At 71.5% G+C, this 16,241-nt stretch carries 15 protein-coding genes; 9 read left to right on the top strand and 6 right to left on the bottom strand.

Translation table 11 applies throughout. The features are described 5' to 3' along the window. Positions 1-40: 40 nt before the first annotated feature. The gene (locus AC5DRG_RS46965; protein WP_491806430.1) at positions 41-688 is read left to right on the top strand and encodes a peptide deformylase; all 648 of its coding nucleotides are present in this window, start codon (positions 41-43) and stop codon (positions 686-688) included. An 84-nt stretch (positions 689-772) separates the two neighbouring features. Here AC5DRG_RS46965 and AC5DRG_RS46960 read toward each other — a convergent pair whose 3' ends face one another. Then, positions 773-2,203, bottom strand: a complete 1,431-nt coding sequence (locus AC5DRG_RS46960) for a dihydrolipoyl dehydrogenase family protein (RefSeq protein ID WP_491806429.1) — start codon at positions 2,201-2,203, stop codon at positions 773-775. A gap of 140 nt (positions 2,204-2,343) precedes the next feature. On the opposite strand from AC5DRG_RS46960, the gene trxA reads away from it, so the two are divergent. Further along, positions 2,344-2,721 carry a thioredoxin gene (gene trxA / locus AC5DRG_RS46955; protein WP_491806428.1) on the top strand — a complete coding sequence of 126 codons (378 nt, stop codon included), beginning with the start codon at positions 2,344-2,346 and terminating at the stop codon, positions 2,719-2,721. A gap of 42 nt (positions 2,722-2,763) precedes the next feature. Here trxA and AC5DRG_RS46950 read toward each other — a convergent pair whose 3' ends face one another. The 3 genes from AC5DRG_RS46950 to AC5DRG_RS46940 all read right to left on the bottom strand — a co-directional run bounded on the left by AC5DRG_RS46950 (position 2,764) and on the right by AC5DRG_RS46940 (position 6,533). Continuing rightward, positions 2,764-4,200: a benzaldehyde dehydrogenase gene (locus AC5DRG_RS46950; RefSeq protein ID WP_491806427.1), complete on the bottom strand. Its 1,437-nt coding sequence runs from the start codon at positions 4,198-4,200 to the stop codon at positions 2,764-2,766. A 72-nt stretch (positions 4,201-4,272) separates the two neighbouring features. Then, entirely contained in the window at positions 4,273-5,451 is a 1,179-nt protein-coding gene (locus AC5DRG_RS46945; RefSeq protein WP_491806426.1) for a 4-hydroxybenzoate 3-monooxygenase, read from the bottom strand. A gap of 32 nt (positions 5,452-5,483) precedes the next feature. After that, positions 5,484-6,533, bottom strand: coding sequence for a LacI family DNA-binding transcriptional regulator (locus AC5DRG_RS46940; RefSeq protein WP_491806425.1), 1,050 nt, complete (start codon positions 6,531-6,533; stop codon positions 5,484-5,486). 234 nt (positions 6,534-6,767) lie between these two features. Between AC5DRG_RS46940 and AC5DRG_RS46935 the strand changes: the two genes are divergently transcribed. Both AC5DRG_RS46935 and AC5DRG_RS46930 read left to right on the top strand, forming a co-directional pair. Further along, positions 6,768-7,451, top strand: coding sequence for a TetR/AcrR family transcriptional regulator (locus tag AC5DRG_RS46935; RefSeq protein WP_491806424.1), 684 nt, complete (start codon positions 6,768-6,770; stop codon positions 7,449-7,451). 35 nt (positions 7,452-7,486) lie between these two features. Next, the gene (locus AC5DRG_RS46930; protein WP_491806423.1) at positions 7,487-8,650 is read left to right on the top strand and encodes an FAD-dependent oxidoreductase; all 1,164 of its coding nucleotides are present in this window, start codon (positions 7,487-7,489) and stop codon (positions 8,648-8,650) included. A 7-nt stretch (positions 8,651-8,657) separates the two neighbouring features. Here AC5DRG_RS46930 and AC5DRG_RS46925 read toward each other — a convergent pair whose 3' ends face one another. Further along, positions 8,658-9,320 carry a TetR/AcrR family transcriptional regulator gene (locus AC5DRG_RS46925; protein ID WP_491806422.1) on the bottom strand — a complete coding sequence of 221 codons (663 nt, stop codon included), beginning with the start codon at positions 9,318-9,320 and terminating at the stop codon, positions 8,658-8,660. A 117-nt stretch (positions 9,321-9,437) separates the two neighbouring features. Here AC5DRG_RS46925 and AC5DRG_RS46920 point away from each other — a divergent pair, with 117 nt between their 5' ends. Then, the gene (locus tag AC5DRG_RS46920) at positions 9,438-10,001 is read left to right on the top strand and encodes an NAD(P)H-dependent oxidoreductase (RefSeq protein ID WP_491806421.1); all 564 of its coding nucleotides are present in this window, start codon (positions 9,438-9,440) and stop codon (positions 9,999-10,001) included. Between the two features lie 88 nt (positions 10,002-10,089). Here the strand turns inward: AC5DRG_RS46920 and AC5DRG_RS46915 are convergent, their stop codons facing one another. After that, entirely contained in the window at positions 10,090-10,971 is an 882-nt protein-coding gene (locus AC5DRG_RS46915; RefSeq protein ID WP_491806420.1) for an LLM class F420-dependent oxidoreductase, read from the bottom strand. Positions 10,972-11,273: 302 nt separating this feature from the next. Here AC5DRG_RS46915 and AC5DRG_RS46910 point away from each other — a divergent pair, with 302 nt between their 5' ends. The 4 genes from AC5DRG_RS46910 (at position 11,274) to AC5DRG_RS46895 (ending at position 16,060) form a co-directional block, all read left to right on the top strand. Next, complete coding sequence (locus AC5DRG_RS46910) at positions 11,274-12,248, top strand: alpha/beta hydrolase (RefSeq protein WP_491806419.1); 975 nt, start codon at positions 11,274-11,276, stop codon at positions 12,246-12,248. Between the two features lie 305 nt (positions 12,249-12,553). Beyond that, on the top strand, positions 12,554-13,558 hold the full coding sequence (locus AC5DRG_RS46905) for a helix-turn-helix domain-containing protein (RefSeq protein WP_491806418.1): 1,005 nt from the start codon (positions 12,554-12,556) through the stop codon (positions 13,556-13,558). A 92-nt stretch (positions 13,559-13,650) separates the two neighbouring features. Further along, positions 13,651-14,487 (top strand): siderophore-interacting protein, encoded by an 837-nt coding sequence (locus tag AC5DRG_RS46900; protein WP_491806417.1) that lies wholly within the window; start codon positions 13,651-13,653, stop codon positions 14,485-14,487. A 133-nt stretch (positions 14,488-14,620) separates the two neighbouring features. Then, positions 14,621-16,060 carry a carotenoid oxygenase family protein gene (locus AC5DRG_RS46895; RefSeq protein ID WP_491806416.1) on the top strand — a complete coding sequence of 480 codons (1,440 nt, stop codon included), beginning with the start codon at positions 14,621-14,623 and terminating at the stop codon, positions 16,058-16,060. The last annotated feature ends 181 nt before the right edge of the window (positions 16,061-16,241 follow it).

Below are 16,241 nucleotides of genomic sequence, written 5' to 3'. Positions count from 1 at the left end.
GGCGTGCGTCACACATGGGGGCGCGTGGCATCCTGGCGCGATGACAGCCCCCCGTGATCGCGCGCCCCTTGCCGAGCGGGTCGAGGAACTCCTCGCCGCCGACGGCCCGTTGCCCATCGTCGCGGCTGGCGACCCGGTACTGCGGAGCGGCACCGAGCGCTTCGACGGTCAGTTGGAGCCCGCGCTCCTGGCCCGCTTCGTCGAGGCCCTGCGCCTCACGATGCGCGCGGCACCGGGTGTCGGCCTCGCCGCACCCCAGGTGGGCGTGGACCTGCGGATCGCGGTCATCGAGGACCCGGCGCCGGTACCGGACGAGATCCGCCTGGCGCGCGGGCGGGTGCCGCAGCCGTTCCGGGTGCTGGTGAACCCGGCGTACGAACCCGTGGGTACCGGACGGGCCGCCTTCTTCGAGGGCTGCCTGAGCGTGCCGGGCTGGCAGGCGGTGGTGGCACGGCACGCCGAGGTGCGGCTGACGGGCGAGGACGAGTACGGCCATGCCGTGGACGAGGTGTTCACGGGCTGGCCCGCGCGGATCGTGCAGCACGAGACGGACCATCTGGACGGCATGCTCTACCTGGACCGGGCGGAGCTGCGCTCACTGTCCTCGAACGTGGCGATGATGGAGCGCTGGACGCAGACGACGCCCGGTGAGGCCGCGGTGGCGCTGGGCTTTCCGCTGCCGGAGTAGGACAGCCGAAGCGCCCTCGTCATGGTGACCCACGACGAGGGCGCGATCGAGGTGCTACGCCCGGACCGGGTGCCGTTGGTGTGATCAGCCCCGGTAGGCCTCCAGCAGCCGCAGCCACACCTCGCTGATCGTCGGATACGACGGAACCGCGTGCCACAGCCTGCCGATCGGCACCTCGCCGGCGACGGCGATCGTCGCGGAGTGGATCAGCTCGCCTACGCCGGGGCCGACGAAGGTGACGCCGAGGAGGATCTCGCGGTCGAGGTCGACGACCATGCGGGCGCGGCCGCGGTAGCCGTCGGCGTAGAGGTACGCGCCGGCGACACCGCCGAGTTCGACGTCGACGGCGCGGACGCGGTGGCCGGCCTGTTCCGCCTCGGCGAGGGAGAGGCCGACGGCGGCCGCCTCGGGGTCGGTGAAGACGACCTGGGGAACGGCGGCATGGTCGGCCGTGGCGGCGTGCGCGCCCCAGGGATCGGTCTCCAGCAGCGGTACGCCGGACGCGCGGGCGGCTATGGCGGCGCCCGCGATGCGTGCCTGGTACTTGCCCTGGTGGGTGAGGAGGGCGCGGTGGTTGACGTCGCCGACGGCGTACAGCCAGTCGCTGCCCGTCACGCGCAGGCTGTCGTCGACCGGCAGCCAGGCGCCGGGTACGAGGCCGACCGAGTCGAGGCCGATGTCGTCGGTGCGCGGGGCACGCCCGGTGGCGAAGAGGATCTCGTCGGCCTCGATGCGGTCGCCGGCACCGGTGACGGCGACGACCGTGCCGTTCTCCCGGGTCACCGACGTGAGCGAGGTGCCGGTGCGGACGTCCACGCCCGCTTCGGTGAGCGCCTCGGCGACCAGTTCGCCGGCGAAGGGCTCCATGCGGGACAGCAGACCCTTGCCGCGGACCAGCAGCGTGACCTGGGAACCGAGTGCCTGCCAGGCCGTGGCCATCTCGGTGGCGACGACTCCGCCGCCGACCACGATCAGCCGGCCGGGAGCGGCCTTGGCGCTGGTGGCCTCCCGGCTGGTCCACGGCCCTACGTCGGCGAGTGCGGGCAGGTCGGGAAGGACGGCGCGGGTGCCGGTGCAGACGGCGACGGCGTGCCGGGCGCCGAGGACGTGTTGCTCGCCTTCGGGGCCTGTCACCGTCACCGTGCGCGCTCCGGTGAGGCGGCCGTGACCGCGGTAGATGTCGGCGCCGATGCCCTCCAGCCACTGGACCTGGCCGTCGTCCTTCCAGTGCGAGGTCATGTAGTCCCGCTGGGCGAGGACCGCGGCGGTGTCGAGATGGCCCTGCACGAGGTGGGCGAGGCCGGGCACACGGCGGGCGTCGGCGCGGGCGATGACCGGGCGCAGCAGGGCCTTGCTGGGCATACAGGCCCAGTACGAGCACTCGCCGCCGATCAGTTCGCTCTCCACGACCGCGGTGGACAGGCCGGCCGCCCGGGTGCGGTCGGCGACGTTCTCCCCCACGGGCCCGGCCCCGAGCACCACGACGTCGTACGCGATGGTTTCCGTTTCCGTCATGGGGTCAGTCTGGTTGTTGGTGTGCGCTGTGGCCAACCGGGTACGCGCGCGGAATACGCGACGGGCCGGCCGTGTTTGTGCGGACGGATTCGCCCCGCACCAAGAAGTTCGCCCCCACATCGGAAAGAGGGATCGACGTCATGAGCAGCACCGTGGAGCTCACCAAGGAGAACTTCGACCAGATGGTCACGGACAACGAGTTCGTCCTGATCGACTTCTGGGCGGCCTGGTGCGGGCCGTGCCGTCAGTTCGCCCCGGTCTACGAGAAGGCCGCCGAGGAGAACCCGGACCTGGTGTTCGGCAAGGTGGACACCGAGGCGCAGCCGGAACTGGCCCAGGCCTTCGGTATCCAGTCCATCCCGACGCTGATGATCGTCCGCGACCAGGTCGCCGTGTTCGCCCAGCCGGGCGCCCTGCCCGAGGCCGCCCTGACGGACGTCATCGGACAGGCCCGGAAGCTGGACATGGACGAGGTCCGCAAGTCCGTGGCCGCCCAGCAGGCCCAGCAGGGCGAGTAACCCGGTCGCTGCATCGGCGGCTGTGGCGCGTCCCTTCAGGCTCTAGAAGGGGTACGGCGCCACGTCACCGCGCACCGTCGTCCAGCGCACGTCGGTGAAGGCCTCGATGTTGGCCTCGCCGCCGAAGCGGGCGCCGGTGCCGGAGGCGGCGACCCCGCCGAACGGGGCGACCGCCTCGTCGTTCACGGTCTGGTCGTTGATGTGGACGATGCCGGTCGGGATGCGCTCGGCCAGATCGAGTCCGCGGGCGGTGTCGCGGGTGACGATGCCGAGCGAGAGACCGTAGGGCCCGTCGGCGGCCAGGGCAGCCGCTTCGTCGGCGGTGCCGAAGGACCGCACGGGGGCCACGGGGCCGAACACCTCCTCCGCGTACGCGGGGCTCCGGTCGTCTACGTCGGCGAGGACCGTGGGCCGGTAGAAGAGGTTCTCGTGTGTGCCGCCCGCGGCCAGCTTGGCGCCGCGGGCCGTGCTCGACTCGACGAGGCCGTGCACCTTGGCGAGTTGGGACTCGTCGATGATCGGCCCGAGGTGGACCTGCGCGCGGTGCGGGTCGCCGACGGCCAGCGAGTCGGCCTTGGCGGCCAGGCGCTCGACGTACTCCTCGTACAGGGACTGGTGGACCAGGTGGCGGCCTGTCGTCATACAGATCTGGCCCTGGTGGAAGAACGAACCCCAGGCGGCCGTCGAGATCACCGCGTCGATGTCGGCGTCCTCCAGCACGATCAGGGCCGAGTTTCCGCCCAACTCCAGGTGCGCGCGCTTGAGATGGCGTCCGGCGGCCTCGCCGACGGACCGGCCGGCCGCGGTCGACCCGGTGAAGGAGATGACGGGCACCTGCGGGTCGGCGACCAGTGCCTCGCCCACCTGCGGGCCACCCGGCAGCACGTGCAGCAGCCCCTCGGGCAGACCGGCCTCCGCGAAGACAGCGGCGAGCGCGAGTCCGCCACAGACCGCCGTGCGCGGGTCCGGCTTGAGTACGACCGCGTTGCCGAGCGCGAGAGCGGGGGCGACCGAGCGGATGGAGAGGATCAGCGGGGCGTTGAACGGGGCGATGACGCCCACCACGCCCACCGGGATCCGCCGCGTGTACGACAGCCGGGGCGCCTCGGAGGGCAGCACCTGCCCTGCGGGACGGGAGGCGAGGGCGGCGGCCTCGTAGCACTCCTGGGCAGCGACGTGCAGTTCGAAGTCCGCCTTGCCGGGGATGGACCCGGACTCGCGGACGATCCACTCGCGCAGTTCCTCGGCGTGCGCGGCGAACAGGTCGCCGGCCTTGCGAAGCACCCCGGCCCGGACGAAGTGCGGGACGCGGGCCCACTCGGCCTGGACGGTGCGGGCGGCCTGCACGGCCGGGCGGACGTCCTCGGCTGCGGCGAGGACGACGGTGCCGAGCGTGTCGCCGGTGGCGGGCTCGGCGACGGCGTACTCAGGGCCCGACAAGGCGCGGGACTGCCAGGTCTTGGGGTCGAGCAAAGGCATGGCGGCTCTCCGATCGGTCACCGGCGGGACTCATGACGCGAGCCATGTGGCACGAGCCTTGCGGCACGACCCTCATGGCACGAGCGGAAGTCCCGTGTAGTTGGCCGCCAGTTCGGCGGCCGCGTGGCGGGATGCGGTGATCCGGCGCAGCCGTGCGAGCTGCATCCGGTCGTCGAACGCATCCCCGTTTGGTTGAGCGTGCAACATCGTAGTCATGTCGTACGAGAAGCGTGTCGCCTGCCACACGCGTTCCAGACACGACCGCGAGTAGGTGTCGAGGAGTCGCGTGGATCCGGTGCTGTGCAGTTCGGCGAAGGCGCGGGCGAGCACGCGGACGTCGGAGACGGCGAGGTTGAGGCCCTTGGCGCCGGTCGGCGGCACGATGTGGGCGGCGTCCCCGGCGAGCAGCAGTCGGCCGTGGCGCATCGGCTCGTGGACGTAACTGCGCATCGGGGTCACGGACTTGGCGGTGATCGGGCCGGTTTCGAGGGTCCAGTCGGCGTCGATCGCGAAGCGGGCGGCGAGTTCGGCCCAGATGCGGTCGTCGGGCCAGTCGTCGAGATCGGCGTCGTTCGGCACCTGGAGGTACAGGCGGGAGACGGACGGGGAGCGCATGCTGTGCAGGGCGAAGCCGCGCTCACCGCGCGCGTAGATCAACTCCTCGCAGGACGGCGGCACTTCGGCGAGGATCCCGAGCCAGGAGTACGGGTACTCGTGCTCGTACGTCCGGCTCTCGGCGGCCGGGATCGTGTCGCGGGCGATGCCGTGGAAGCCGTCGCAGCCCACCACCCAGTCGCAGGTCAGCGTCTGTTCGCGGCCTTCGTGCACGAACCGTACGACGGGCTCGTCGCTCTCCGGCTTCTCGATGGCGAGGGCCTCCGCCTCGAACAACAGCGGTGGCCCTTCGGCCAGTTGGAGCGCTACGAGGTCCTTCACGATCTCGGTCTGGGCGTAGATGGTGACGGTGCGGCCGCCGGTGAGGACCGGGAAGTCGATGTGGTGCCGTTCGCGGGCGAACCGCAGTTCGATGCCGTGGTGGGTCAGGCCCTCGGCGTCGAGGCGGTCGGCGGCGCCGCACTCATGCAGGGCGTCGACCGTGCCCTGCTCCAGCATTCCGGCGCGCTGGCGCTGCTCGACGTACTCCCGGGTCCTCAGCTCCAGGACGACGCAGTCGATGCCCGTGCGGTGCAGCAGCCGGGCGAGGAGCAGTCCGGCGGGGCCGCCGCCGATGATGCCGACCGTCGCGCGCATGGCACGTCTCCCCTCTTCAGGTGGAGTGTGACTCAGCTGGAGTCGCGGTGCACCACCGTGGCACCGAGAACCTTGTGCGTCTCGGGCGCGACGCCGGGGTTGCGCACCGCCCGGTCGACGAGTTCGGCCAGGTCACGGCCGGACGGCAGGTCGATGTGGACCGTGCTGAGCTGGGGTCGCAGCAGACGGCCGAGCATCAGGTCGTCCGCCCCGATCACGGCCGTGCCCCCCGGAATGTCCACGCCCTCGTCCTGGAGGGCGCGCATCAGCAGCATCGCGTACTCGTCGTTGTACGCGAACACGGCGTCGAGGCCGAGTTCGGGCCAGCGTGCGGCGAGACGGGCGGCGGCCTCCTCCTCGTAGGCGAGGGGCAGCTCGGTCACCGCGGCGTCCGTGCCGTGCAGAGCGCGGCGCACCCCTTCGAGGCGGGGCTTGGCGAAGACCTCCAGACCGGGTTCGCCGGGGACGACGACGCCGATACGGCGCCGACCGCGGGCGTACAGGTGCGCGCCGGCGCTGTGTCCGACGCGTTCGTGGTCCATGAGCAGGGCGTGCGCGCCCTCGACGGTCTCGGTACCGAGGGTGACCACGGCCCGCGCGCCGGAGCGCTTGAGGACCGCCACGCCCTCCGGTCCGAGTCCGGAGCCGGGCACCAGGACGGCGACCGGCCGCAGCTCGGCCCAGGCCCGGGCGGCGTCGTCACCGTAGAGGCCGACGGTGCCGTACTGGACGACGGTGTAGTCGAGGCGGCTCAGCTCCCACTGGAGCTCGTTGATGAACTGGCTGTAGAGAGGACCCACCGGGAAGGTCGGCGCGGGCATCAGCACCATACGGCTGTGTCCGGCGCGCAGACTTCGGGCCGCTGCGTGCGGCACGTACCCGAGTTCCTTGGCTGCCTCGTGGACCCGGCGACGCGTGGGCTCACTGATCCGCACGGCGCTGGTGTTGTTGAGGACGTAGGAGACGGTCGCGCGTGAGACGCCGGCCAGGCGGGCCACATCGGCACTCGTGGGAACGGAGCGCGGTGCGGGCGACGACGGCGGCGCGGGCGTGTTCGGTATCTGCACCATGACGTACGGCATCTTTGCAGAAGCTGTGAGCGAGGCTCCGGGCGGGGGAAGTTCGCGGTGAAGTCCGCAGGGAGAGGGCCCTTTACGAGCTCGTTCGCCACGAAGCCGTTCGTTACGACGGCGTTCACCACGAAGCCGTTCGCCACGAGCACGGTCGCTCCGAACCACCGTCGTAACGAACGCCATCGTAACGAACACGTTCGTCCCGAACTTGTTCGTAGCGAACATGTTCGTTACAGTCGAAACATGACAGCCCGCCCCGACACCCCCCGCAGCCGCCGCGAGCGCCCTGCCAAGCCCGCCCTTTCCAGGGAGGGCATCGTCGCCGCCGCCGTCGAGCTCCTGCGCGCCGAAGGCCTGGAGAAGGTCACCATGCGGCGCCTGGCGCAGGAACTCGACACCGGTCCGGCCTCGCTGTACGTCTACGTCCGCAACACCGCGGAGTTGCACTCGGCCGTCCTGGACGAGTTGCTGGGCACGATCGGGCCGGCCCCGGACAAGGGCTCCTGGCGAGAGCGGCTGGAGCAGGTGTTGACCGCGTACACCGCGATGCTCTTCGAGCACCCGAGCCTCGCCCGCGCCGCGCTGTCGGCCCGGCCGAGCGGCCCGCACTACCTGAACCTGATCGAGACGCTGCTGACCCTGCTCGCCGCAGGGGGCATCCCACCCGCGCAGGCCGCGTGGGGGGTGGACCTGCTGCTCCAGCACGCCACCGCGACGGCCGCCGAACACACCACGCACGACCAGTCCCCCACGGCCCAGCAGGACTGGGACGCCGTGACCCGCGCGCTGCACACCGCGTCCGAGGAAACCCACCCGAACATCGCCACGCTCGTCGGCCAACTGCTGTCGGGAACCCCGGAAGCACGCCTGTCGTGGGGGTTCCAGGCGCTGATCAACGGCATCGAGCGGACGGCCGTACCCGACTGACTTCACTGACTTCACTCAATGCAAGGAGATCCGCCATGACCACCCACATGACCAACCACCAGCCCGTCACCACCCACCACCCCGTCGCCGTCGTCGGCGGCGGCCTCGGCGGTCTCACCCTCGCGCGTGTCCTGCACGTGAACGGCATCGAGGCGGCCGTCTTCGATCTGGACGCCTCGCCCGCCGCCCGCACCCAGGGCGGCATGCTCGACATCCATGACGAGTCGGGGCAGGAGGCCCTGCGCGCGGCGGGTCTGCACGAGGAGTTCCTGGCGCTCATCCATGAGGGCGGCCAGGCGATGCGGATCCTCGACCAGGACGCCGCGGTCCTCATGGAGGAGGCCGACGATGGTGACGGCGGGCGCCCCGAGATCGACCGCGGCGACCTGCGCGACCTCCTTCTCGGCTCGCTCCCGGAGGGGACCGTGCGCTGGGGCGCCAAGGTCACCGGCGCCCGACCGCTGGGCGGCGGCCGGCACGAGGTGAGCCTCGCGGACGGTGCCGCCTTCACCACGGACCTGTTGATCGGCGCCGACGGTGCGTGGTCGCGGATCCGCCCGCTGGTCTCCGATGCCGAGCCCGCGTACACCGGCGTCTCGTTCGCCGAGCTGGACCTGCTGGAGGCCGATGTACGGCACCCCGTGAGCGCCGAGATCGTAGGTGGCGGCATGCTTTTCGCGCTCGGTGCCGGCAGGGGCTTCCTCGCCCACCGCGAGACCGATGGCAGCCTGCATGTGTACGCCGGGCTCGTGGTCGACGAGGGCTGGGTCGACGGCACCGACTTCGGCGACACCGAGGCGGCCAAGGCGTATGTCCTGGAGCACTTCGCCGACTGGGACAAGAGCCTGCTGGCGCTGGTCACCGACGCCGACGGCGATGTGGTGCCCCGGCAGATCCACGCTCTGCCGGTCGGTCACCGCTGGGACCGTGTCCCGGGCGTCACGCTGCTGGGTGACGCCGCCCATCTGATGTCACCGTTCGCGGGCGAGGGCGCCAACCTCGCGATGCTCGACGGCTCCGAACTGGGCCTGGCCCTCGCCGCACACCCGGGCGACATCGAGGCCGCCCTCGCCGCCTACGAGGAGAAGCTCTTCCCGCGCAGCGAGGCCACCGCGGCCGAGTCGGCTCGGATGGGCCTCATGCTGTTCCGCGACGACGCGCCGCAGGGCCTGCTCGACATGTTCGCCGCCCACCACTGAGCGGAACTCACCGGAGCGGCTCGGTACGGGTCACCCGCGCGACCAGGTCCTGCCAGCCCGTCTCCAGCCGCTCCACAGGCAGCCCGCACTGCCTGGTCAGATGATTGATGAGAGCGGGACTGAGCTGCGCGGTCAGTGTGTGGGCGAGGAGTTCGCAGTCGGCGTCCGGGACGGCCTGGCGCAGCAGCATGACGACGTGGCTGTGGCGAACCCTGAGCGGCGGCGAGAAGAAGCGGCGGTCCGGGCTCGCTTCGGCGGCCAGTTGCAGCTCCAGCTCCTCGACGGTCCGGCGCAGTGACGCGAGGCCGAAGGCGTGCAGCCGCTCCACGGGCGACGCTCCCGGCCCCAGCGGCGGCGGGCCGCTGAGGAAAGCGGCCTGGAACTTCGTCTCCGAGTGGTCGAGCAGCGCCGACAGCAGACCGATGCGGTCGCCGAAGCGACGAAAGACGGTCCCTTTTCCCACGCAGGCCGCCGCGGCGACCGCCTCCATCGTGAGGTGCGCCGCGCCGTGCTCCCGCACCAGGCGGGCGGCCGCCTCCAGGAGTCGGGCCCGGTTGCGCGCGGCGTCGGCGCGCAGGCACGGCTCATCAGCAGCGGAGCCGAGTGCGAGCAACTCGGGGCCGTCGAAGGGGTCTTGAGGCATCGGCAAGGGCGGCAGACCGGCGGGCATGAACACAGCGTAAAGCATCGGGAAGAAAGTGGACCGCGGTCCGGTTAGGCTGGTACAACAATAAACGGACCCCGGTCCGGATTGTTAACGCATTGTTTCAGCACCCCAGGAGTTCGCATGTCTGTTCGCATCCTCGCGCTCGTCGGCAGCCTTCGCGCCGGTTCGCACAACCGCCAGCTCGCCGAGGCGGCCGTCAAGTTCGCTCCCGAGGGCACCGACGTGGAGCTGTTCGAGGGCCTCGCCGAGATCCCGTTCTACAACGAGGACATCGACGTCGAGGGCAGTGTCCCGGCCGCCGCGGCCCGCCTGCGGGAGGCCGCCTCCGCCTCCGACGCCTTCCTGTTCTTCTCCCCCGAGTACAACGGCACCATCCCGGCCGTTCTGAAGAACGCGATCGACTGGCTGTCCCGCCCGTTCGGCGCCGGCGCCTTCGGTGGCAAGCCCGTCGCCGTGGTCGGCACCGCGTACGGCCAGTTCGGCGGCGTCTGGGCGCAGGACGAGACCCGCAAGGCCGTGGGCATCGCCGGCGGCAAGGTGATCGAGGACATCAAGCTGTCCATCCCCGGCTCCGTGGTCCGCTTCGCCGAGACCCACCCGGCCGACGACGCCGAGGTCGCCGCCCAGCTGACCGAGGTCGTGGCCCGCCTGCACGGTCACGCCGGCGAGGCCGCTGCCGCCTGACCTGCGCGAACCATCAGGAACGCGAACCATCAGAAAGGGGCCGGAGTCGCTCGGGCGACCCCCGGCCCCTTCCGGCGTCAGTCCGTCGTCAGTCGAGCCCGGCCAGCCGCTCGACGGCCGGCGCCGCGAACCGCTCGATCCACTCCGCCGGCGCGCCCACGCGCGGGGCCAGGATCACGGTGTCGATGCCGAGCTTCGTGTAGCCCGTGATGTCCCGGGTGAAGGCGTCGAGGTCGCCCTCGGTGGCGGGCTCGCCCGTGTAGGCGATCGTCCTGCGGATCCCGTCGTAGTCACGCCCTACGGTGTCGCAGTGGCCGCGCAGGACGTCGAGCTTGTGCCTGATCTCCTCCGGGGACTGGGCGATCAGGTTGCAGGCGTCCGCGTACTGGGCGACCAGGCGAAGGGTCTTCCGCTCCCCGCCACCCCCGATCATGATCTCGGGGTGCGGTGAGCTCACCGGCGGCGGTACGCACAGGGTCTCGGCGAGCCGGTAGTGCTTGCCCTCGAAGGGCCCGTTGTCGTCCGGGTCCCACATCTGCCGGCAGATCCGCAGAGTCTCCTCCAGGCGCTCGAAGCGCTCCGCGACCGGCGGGAACGGCACGCCGAGGCCCTCGTGCTCCCGGTCGTACCAAGCGGCCCCGATGCCGAGGGTGGCCCGGCCGCCGGACACCACGTCCAACGTGGTGGCGATCTTGGCGAGCAGTCCGGGGTGGCGGTACGTCACCCCGGTCACCAGCGCACCGAGCTGGACCGTGGACGTACGGCCCGCGAGGTAGCCCAGGGTCGTGTACGCCTCCAGCATCGGATCCTCGGCGCCGCCGTTGAACTCCATCTGGAAGTAGTGGTCCATGACCGAGATCCAGCTCAGCCCGGCCTCCTCCGCCGCGGCCCCGGCGGCGGCCAGCTCGGCGCCGAGAACGGCACCGCCCCCGGGATGGTCGAACCGGTTGATGTGCACGCCCACCCGCATGTCTGTCTCCGTTCGCCCGAACCCTCCACGTCCCTTGTGACGCTAGATGTTCGAGCGCTCTCGAAGTCAAGTGCGGCCGACGTGCTCCGTCTCCGACTCCTGAGTCCTCGATGCCCGCAGGCTCGTGAACGGCGGCCGATGACGAAGTCGACGGCGACGGCGACGAGGGCGCGTAAACACAGGTTCGCCGCGCTGCCACCCGCCGGACGGCGGGCAGGTTCCGCCGGACGGCGGCACCCGGGTCGGCGTGGGTACGCGGATCATGTGCCTACGAGCCGCCGCGCCCCGCCCAAGGAGCAGCCATGACGCAGATCCCACCCCCGTTCGACCCCGAACTCGCCGCCGCCCTGGAGCTGATCAAGGACGTGATCTCGCCCGGTTTCACGATGGACGAGATCGACGTCATCCGCGAGGGTGCGGGGATTCAGATGCTGGCCGACCTGGACCTCACCATGGGCGGGGTCTTCGACGTCGAGGACCGGGTGGTGGCAGGGCCGGAGGGTGCGCCGGACATCTCGCTGCTGATCTGCCGTCCCGTCGCCCCGGCGACCGAGGGCCCGTTGCCCGTCGTCTATCACGTGCACGGCGGTGGCATGGTCATCGGCAACAACCGGGTGGGGGTGGACGTGCCCCTGGCGTGGGCGCGGGAACTGGACGCGGTCGTGGTCTCCGTGGAGTACCGGCTGGCGCCCGAGCATCCGCACCCGGCTCCGGTCGAGGACGTGTACGCCGGTCTGCTGTGGACGGCGGAGCACGCGGAGGAGATCGGCGGCGACGCCGAGCGGATCGTCATCGCGGGTGCGAGCGCCGGCGGCGGTCTGGCGGCGGGGCTCGCGCTGCTCCTCCGGGACCGCAAGGGACCGCGCCCGGTGGGCCAGGTCCTGATGTGCCCAATGCTGGACGACCGCAACGACACCCCCTCCTCCCACCAGATGGCGGGCCTTGGCGTGTGGGACCGCACCGCCAACGAGACCGGCTGGACCGCCCTGTTGGGCGAGCTCCGGGGCGGCCCCGACGTGCCGACGTATGCGGCGCCGGCCCGTGCGGACGACCTGACGGGGCTGCCCCCGGCCTTCATCGACGTCGGCTCCGCCGAGACCTTCCGGGACGAGGCCGTCGCCTACGCGTCCCGGATCTGGCAGTCCGGTGGGGTGGCGGAACTGCATGTGTGGCCCGGTGGCTTCCATGGTTTCGACGGCTTCGCTCCGCAGGCGGCGCTTTCGCAGTCGGCACGGGCCGCGCATGTGGACTGGCTGCGGAGGCTTCTGGCCGGATAGGCGATCGGGCGGTTCGGAGTTCGGGCGGTGGGCGGCGGTCACCGGTCGGCGGGGCAGTTCATGGCTCGGTCCGCGTGCGGTACGACGGCCGGAGACTTGGAGGCGGGAGCGTCTTCAGGGACGGGCCCCGCGAGACGGCCCCGACAGCAACCGGCACGCACCGCCGCGCAGCCCCAGCCCCAGCCCCAGCCCCACCGGCAAGCGGCACTCCCCCGCCCAGAGATCAGCGGGCCCGCGTCGAGGAGCGCGGCGCGGATCACCGCACAGGCCTCCTCCAAACCGGCCGCATGCCGCACCATGGGCGTATGAAAGAGCTGGCCGGGCGCCTGACCGCGCTGGATCCGGATGCCGGCGCCGCCGTCCGGGTCATCGCCTACTTCGATCGACTGGCCGAGTCCCGGGCCGGTCTGGAGGCGCTGGTGCGCGGGGCCGCCGTACTGGCCGGGGTTCCGGCCCGGTTGGTCGACGGGGACCGGCAGGTGCGTGTTCGGGTCGAGGCCGACGGGGTGCGCCGGGACTCGGAGCTTCCGCCGGATCCGGGCTGGCCGTCCGCCGCGCTCGTCCCGGAGGGCGCCCCGGCCCTGTGGCTCGAGCGGGCCGGGGCCGAGCCGAGTGTGGTCGACGCGGTGATCCTGGAGCGGGCCGCCGGCGCCGTACGGATCGTCCTCGACCGCACCCGTGGCCGGGCTCCCTCCGACGATCCCGCGCTGGTCGAGGCCGTTCTGGACGCCACCGCTCCGGAGCGGGCCCGGCTGCACGCGGCCCGTGGCCTGGGCCTGGATCCGGCCGCACGGGCGCGTGTCCTCGCCCCGCACGACGGACGGCCGCTGCTCGTCCCCGCGGACACCGGACGGACCGGCACGGACGCGGAACTTCCGACCGGCCGGGTCGGCGTCGGCCCTGCCGTCCCCGTGCTCGACCTGCCACGGTCCTGGACCGCCGCACGCACCGCCCTCCGCTTCACCGCCGACGGCACCGCGCAGGACCCCGGCCAACGGGTCGTGTACGCCGACGAGCTCGGCGGCGTCGCCCTCCTCGCCGACCTCGTCGTGCCGGGTGCCGAGCCACCGCCGGACGTGCACGCCGTCGAGGCGGCCGCCGTGAGTACGCCGTGGCTGCTCGCCACGCTCAACGCCGTCGCGTCGACGGCGAGCCTGCGCGCGGCCGCCGCCGAGATCAACGTCCACCACTCCACGCTCCAGGACCGGCTGACGCACGCCGAACATCTTGTGGGCTGGCCGGTGCGCACCCCGCAGGGGCGGCTGAGGCTCCAACTGGCGCTGACGATGCGGCACTTGGCGCGGCCGTAGCCTCCCGGCCTGCGGGCGGGCTCGCGGCCCGCAACCATAAGTTCTCCCCGGCGGCGTTGTTCCAGCGCCGCCGGGCTGAGAGGGTCACCCTGGTGACGACCCAATTGACCGTGACAAAAGCCGAGATGCTGACACCGAGCCTGCGCAGGCTGTGGTTCCACAGCGAGGATCTCTCGGCCTTCGCCGACAGTGTGCACACGGACCGCTACGTCAAGCTCGTGTTTCCCAAGGACGGGGTCAGCTACCCGGAGCCGCTCGACATGCGCGCCCTGCGCCGCGTACTGCCGCCCGAGCAGCTGCCCACCGTCCGCACCTACACCGCACTCTTCCCGGACGTCGCGTCAGGGACGCTGGCCATCGACTTCGTGATCCACGGCGACGAAGGGGTCGCCGGCCCCTGGGCGGCCGCGGCGGCACCGGGCGACCTGCTGCTGGCCAACGGCCCCGGCGGCGGCTACCACCCCGATCTCACCGCCGACTGGCATCTGCTGGTGGGCGACGAGTCCGCCCTCCCGGCGATCACGGCCGCTCTGGAGGTACTGCCCGCCGAGGCGGTGGCCCGGGTCGTGGCCCTGGTCGACTCGCCCACCCACGAAATCACCTTCCGCCTCCCGGACAACGCCGAGGTCGTGTACGTCCATCGCCAGGATGGCGATCCGGACAACGCGCTCGAAACCGCCGTACGGAAGCTGGAGTGGCTGCCCGGCCGGGTGCACGCCTTCGTGCACGGCGAGGCGCACGAGGTCATGCACGGGCTGCGGCCCCATCTGCTCACCGAGCGGGGCCTGTCGCGCGATCAGGTGTCCGTCTCCGGCTACTGGCGGCGCGGGCGTACAGAGGAGGGCTTCCGGGACTGGAAGTCCAAACTGGACGGCGATGAAGGGACCGGGCCGGGCGGCCGGGGCGACGGGAGGAGGGCGCGGTCCTGACCCGGGCGGCGACCGGAGCACGGGCTCCCTCGTCGTTCGCCCAACGCACAAGCGGGCCTTGACAGTTCGCGTCCGACTGGGTTGATTGAAGGACGGATGCGAACGTCCGCGGTGTGCATGTGGGGTGGGGCACATGAGCACGAAGAAGGGCTACACGGCCGGGTTCCAAACGCTCGACGCGCAGGTCACCGACCGGGAGCTACCGGTCAAGGGCGAACTGCCGGGCTGGCTCCAGGGGAGTCTGCTCCGCAACGGCCCGGCCCGTTTCGAGGCGGGAAACGGGGCGGACGGCAAGGCCTTCCGGCACTGGTTCGACGGGCAGGCGATGCTGCATCGCTTCGCCTTCGGCGACGGCCACGTCTCTTACACCAACAGGTTCGTGGACTCGGCCAGCGACCTGGCCGTACGCGAGTCGGGCAGGATCGCGTACCCGGAGTTCGCCACCGACCCCTGCCGCTCCCTCTTCGGCCGATTCTTCAGCGTCTTCAACCGCCGCCCCGTGTCCAACACCAATGTCAGCGTGGGCCGTTTCGGCGAACGGTTCGTGGCCCTCACGGAGACGCCGCTGCCGGTGCAGTTCGATCCCGAGACGCTCGCGACCGCCGGCGTCGTCGGCTACGAGGACGCTCTGGCGGGCCAGCTCACCACCGCCCATCCACACCAGGACCCCGCCACCGGCGACCTGGTGAACTACCTGACGTACTTCGCGCGGCGCAGCGAGTACCGCCTCTACCGGCAGCGGCCGTCGGGCACGAGGCGTGAGCTGGTCGGCCGGTACCCGGTGGACCGCCCCGGGTACATGCACAGTTTCGCCATCACCGGCCGGTACGTCGTCCTGGCCGAATTCCCGCTCACCGTGAACCCGCTGAGCCTGGTCCTGAGCGGCCGTCCGTTCATCGAGAACTACCGCTGGCAGCCCGAGAACGGCACCCGCTTCATCGTCTTCGACCAGCGCGACGGCGGGGTCGTCGGGGTGTACGAGGCCGAGGCGTGCTTCGCGTTCCACCACATCAACGCTTACGAGGAGGAGGGGGCCGACGGGGACCTGGTGCTCGACCTGTGCGCCTACGACGACGCCTCGGTGATCGGCGCCCTCTATCTGGACCGGCTGCGCGCGGGACAGGGCGTCCCGGTCGCCTACCCCACCCGCTTCCGGATCGGTGTGCGCAGCGGGCGCGTCGCCGGCGAACGGCTGGCGGAGGAGTCGATGGACCTGCCGCGCTTCGACTACGCGCGGCACAACGGGCGTGCCTACCGCTTCGCCTACGGAGTGAGCGCCCGCGACGGACGCGACGACGACTTCGTCAACCAGCTCGTCAAGGTCGACATGGTGACCGGCGGGACCCTGACCTGGTGCGAGGAGGACTGCTACCCGGGCGAGCCGGTCTTCGTCCCGGCCCCGGACGCCGACGCCGAGGACGACGGCGTGCTGTTGTCGGTCGTCCTCGACTCCGCGGCGCAGGCCTCGTCCCTGCTGGTGCTGGACGCCCGGACGCTGGAGGTGCTGGCGCGGGCGCAGGCCCCGCACATCGTCCCGCTCGGCTTTCACGGCCTCTTCACGGCGCGTTCCTGACCGCTGCCCGGCACAAGTCACGGTCAACAGGCCCGAGCAGCGGGCATCTTTGGCCAGAACATAACTCAAATCGACAGACCTGGACTTCTGTTGCGCTAATCTCACGCTCATCTGCGCCACGCGAGAGACCGGGAATTCATGCCTGACCACAATCTCAGCCGGTCCAATGCGTTGGCTTACG

This window comes from Streptomyces sp. JLBG701 (assembly GCF_058544905.1).
This window is presented reverse-complemented; position numbering and strand designations above follow the sequence as displayed.